Raw genomic sequence first — 3,114 nt, 5'->3', positions numbered from 1 at the left:
ACACCGTGTTCGGCTCGGATGGGTCGCCCGAACGACAAGGAGCAGGACTGACAATGACGACGCTGAGTCCCAGTCCCGTCGAGTTCGACGCATTCGATCCCGCCAGCCGCGCCGATCCCTATCCGAGCTACCAGCGGGTCCGGGCGGCAGCCGGGCTGCCATCGCTCCTCCTCCAGGGAGTCCCGGTCGCGCTGGCCGGCCGGTACGACGACTGCGCGGCGATCCTGCAGAGCCAGGACTGGGGCCACGGCCACGAGGACGGGCTGAGCCCCTTCTGGGACCAGGCGGCATCCCTGCCCGGCTCCTTCATCCGGATGGATCCCCCGGACCACCGTCGGCTGCGTCGGCTGGTCAACAAGGCGTTCAGCGCGCGCATGGTCGCGGGTCTCGCGCCGATGATCGACGAACTGGTGGGCCGGCTGGTCGACGCGGCACTCGACGCCGGTGAGATCGACGTCATCCGGGACCTGTCGGGGCCGTTGGCGGTCACCATGGTCGCTGGCCGGCTGCTCGGCGTCCCCGAGGCCGACCGGCCGGCGCTGCGGGCCTGGGAGCTGGCGATCGCCCGTGGCACCGACCCGGACGGCCTGCTCTCACCCCAGGACGTCGCCGCTCGGAGCAAAGCCGGCCAGGAGGTTGTCGCTTACCTGCACGCCCTGATCGCCGAGCGGCGGGCGCGTCCCACCGACGACCTGCTGAGCATGCTTGTCGGGGTGGAGGAAGCCGGCGAGGTCCTCACCGCGGCCGAGGTGCTCGGTATCTGCGTGCTCCTGCTGGTCGCGGGTATGGAGACGAGCATCAACCTCATCGGTAACGGCATGATCGCCCTGCTGCGCAACCCCGGCCAGCTCGCGCTGCTGCGCGAGCGGCCGGAGCTGACCCCGGCGGCCGTCGAGGAGATGCTCCGGTACGACACGCCGACCCAGTTCACCATGCGGGTCGCGCTCACCGAGACGACCGTTGGCGAGCACACCTTCGCCCGCGGTGACGGCGTCATTGTCCTGATGGCTTCCGCAGGTCGGGACCAGACCGTCTACACCGATCCCGACCGTTTCGACATCACCCGGTACGCGGCTTCCCCGGCTCCGCGCCGGCACCTCGGCTTCAGCCTCGGGCTGCACTACTGCCTGGGCGCGCCCCTGGCCCGGATGGAGGCCGAAACCGCGATCCGCACGCTCATCCAGCGGGCTCCCGCACTGTCTTTGGCCACTGACACGCTCACCTATCTGCCCAGCCTCATCCATCGCGGGGTGGCATCGCTCCCGCTCAGCTTTGCCACCGCCGACTGACTGTCCCGTGGCGCTACCGCTGAGGAGATGTGATCGCGAAACCGGAACCCGGTGCGAAGGTCGTCACCGTCGGTGGAATGGCCTTGAGCTGGTCGATCGCCGCGCATGCCGGGCACTGCGCATAGCCGGCCTGGCGTTCCCGGTTGGCCTCGGCGTCCGCGCGGGCCTGCGCCACCCTTGCCTGCGCCTCGGTGACAGCGGCGAAGGCGGCCTGTGCCTTGTTCACGGCATCCTGGATCTGCTGCGGCAGCGTGATGCGCACCAGGTTGAATTTCAGGTCGACAAGGAAGGGCGCGCTCAGCGTTTCGACGAGGTCCCGAGCGAGCGATTCATTGATCGCGGTCTGTACTTTCGCGAGGTTGGCGTTGTTCGACCCCGCGGCCACGGCCGGCGGCGCGCCGGTGCCGGTGCCGGTGCCGGTACTCTGGTTCGCGCCGAGCTGGACGAGCGCGCAGCTGGAGACGAGCTCGGCACAGTCGAAGGTATTCACCTGCTGCCGCAGGGCGTTGTCAATCACCGGCCGGATGATGGTGTCGAGAAACGCCGACCAGCCCTTGTCACCCTCGTACGCGGCGTAGTAGTCGTTGCCGGCCAGCCTGCGGAACTTGCGGGTGCCGAACTTGTCGTCGAACGTGCGGATTGTGTCGTGGTCGAGGTTGAGGGTGAAGTAGAGAGTTCCCTCGATGCCCATCTCGACGCCGTCCTTGGACGGCACCCGTACCACGTCCTCGCCCGTGCGGTCACCGCGGTTCGGGTCGGCGGTGATCGTGTAGAAACGCTGCTGGGCGGGATACTTGTGGGCATCGGAATACAGCCCGATCCAGGTCCGTGCCGAGGCGGGGTCGAGGATCTGCCTGATTCGGTGGTTGTCGAGCGGACCGCCGTTGCGTATCACCGCGATCTCTCCACCGGTGGTCTTGTCGAACGAGCCGAGCGCGCTGAGGCCCAGCACGAGCAGAGAGACGGTGACGATACCCGCGGTAAGGAAAGCGATAATCCTGACGAAGATCCTCCTCCGCGCGCCCATTCCTGCCATCGGCACCGCCCCCCGATCATGGTTGTATAGGTATGGGAGCCAACGCCACGCCCGACAGCCCTGGCGGACGCCCAACAGCCCCACCGATACTAGCCGAAAACGTCTGCTTTATACCGGAACTATGTGACGGTGGGGTGAGCCCCGCGGGTGTGAGCGGTGATCAGCGCGGGGGATATGTTCGTCCGGAGGGCCCGATGAGCCGGGGCGGTTACGGGGTCGCAAAGGCGCAGCGCGGTCCCGCGGCCTTCGTCAACCGGAGGTCCAGCGTGGCGAGCCTCGCGTCCAGCGACTCGGCGAGTGCCACGTACCAGCTGTCGTAGGCGGTGACATTCTCCCGCAGCTCCCACACCCTTGTGGCGAACGGCTCGTAGGCGAACAGCTCGACCCGCAGACTCAGCAGGTCCGCATGGGCCAGGGCCGCGGTATCCGCCGTGATCTCGCCGGCCATGACAGCTCGCCGCAGCACATTGGCGGCCTCCACCGGCATGAGATGGGGCGCGGCCAGGTCATCGGTGGCGAGTAGGTGGTCCGCCCAGGTTCCAACATGGCCGCTGTCGACGAGTGCCGTGACCACGAAACCGGAGTCGATGACGAGGGTCACCGGCGGTCGGCGTCACGGTGGCCGAGGATCGACTCCGCCGACAGCCGGCTGCCAACGCGCTGCTTGCGATCACGGATCCGTGCAAGCAGCACCTCCGCGTCCGGCCGCCGGGCCAGTTCGATCAGCTGAGAACGCACGTACTCCTGCAGCGAACGGCCGCTGAGCGCAGCCCGGGAGGCAAGCTCGTC

At 68.1% G+C, this 3,114-nt stretch carries 4 protein-coding genes; 1 reads left to right on the top strand and 3 read right to left on the bottom strand.

Annotated features, from left to right (window positions below):
* The first annotated feature begins 53 nt into the window (after positions 1-53).
* Positions 54-1,289: a cytochrome P450 gene (locus MJ783_RS06420; protein WP_239309118.1), complete on the top strand. Its 1,236-nt coding sequence runs from the start codon at positions 54-56 to the stop codon at positions 1,287-1,289.
* Positions 1,290-1,302: 13 nt separating this feature from the next.
* Here MJ783_RS06420 and MJ783_RS06415 read toward each other — a convergent pair whose 3' ends face one another.
* The 3 genes from MJ783_RS06415 to MJ783_RS06405 all read right to left on the bottom strand — a co-directional run.
* Positions 1,303-2,325 carry an SPFH domain-containing protein gene (locus MJ783_RS06415; RefSeq protein WP_239309116.1) on the bottom strand — a complete coding sequence of 341 codons (1,023 nt, stop codon included), beginning with the start codon at positions 2,323-2,325 and terminating at the stop codon, positions 1,303-1,305.
* Positions 2,326-2,533: 208 nt separating this feature from the next.
* Positions 2,534-2,926 (bottom strand): type II toxin-antitoxin system VapC family toxin, encoded by a 393-nt coding sequence (locus tag MJ783_RS06410; RefSeq protein ID WP_239309114.1) that lies wholly within the window; start codon positions 2,924-2,926, stop codon positions 2,534-2,536.
* Positions 2,923-3,114: hypothetical protein (locus tag MJ783_RS06405; RefSeq protein ID WP_370651459.1), on the bottom strand; the 192-nt coding region annotated here is incomplete at its 5' end. The genes MJ783_RS06405 and MJ783_RS06410, both read right to left, overlap by 4 nt.

This window comes from Protofrankia sp. Cj3, assembly GCF_917627355.1.
In the GTDB taxonomy this organism is placed as follows: domain Bacteria; phylum Actinomycetota; class Actinomycetes; order Frankiales; family Frankiaceae; genus Protofrankia.
The sequence above is the reverse complement of the archived record's forward strand: the minus strand, read 5'-3'. Positions and strand labels throughout refer to the sequence as shown.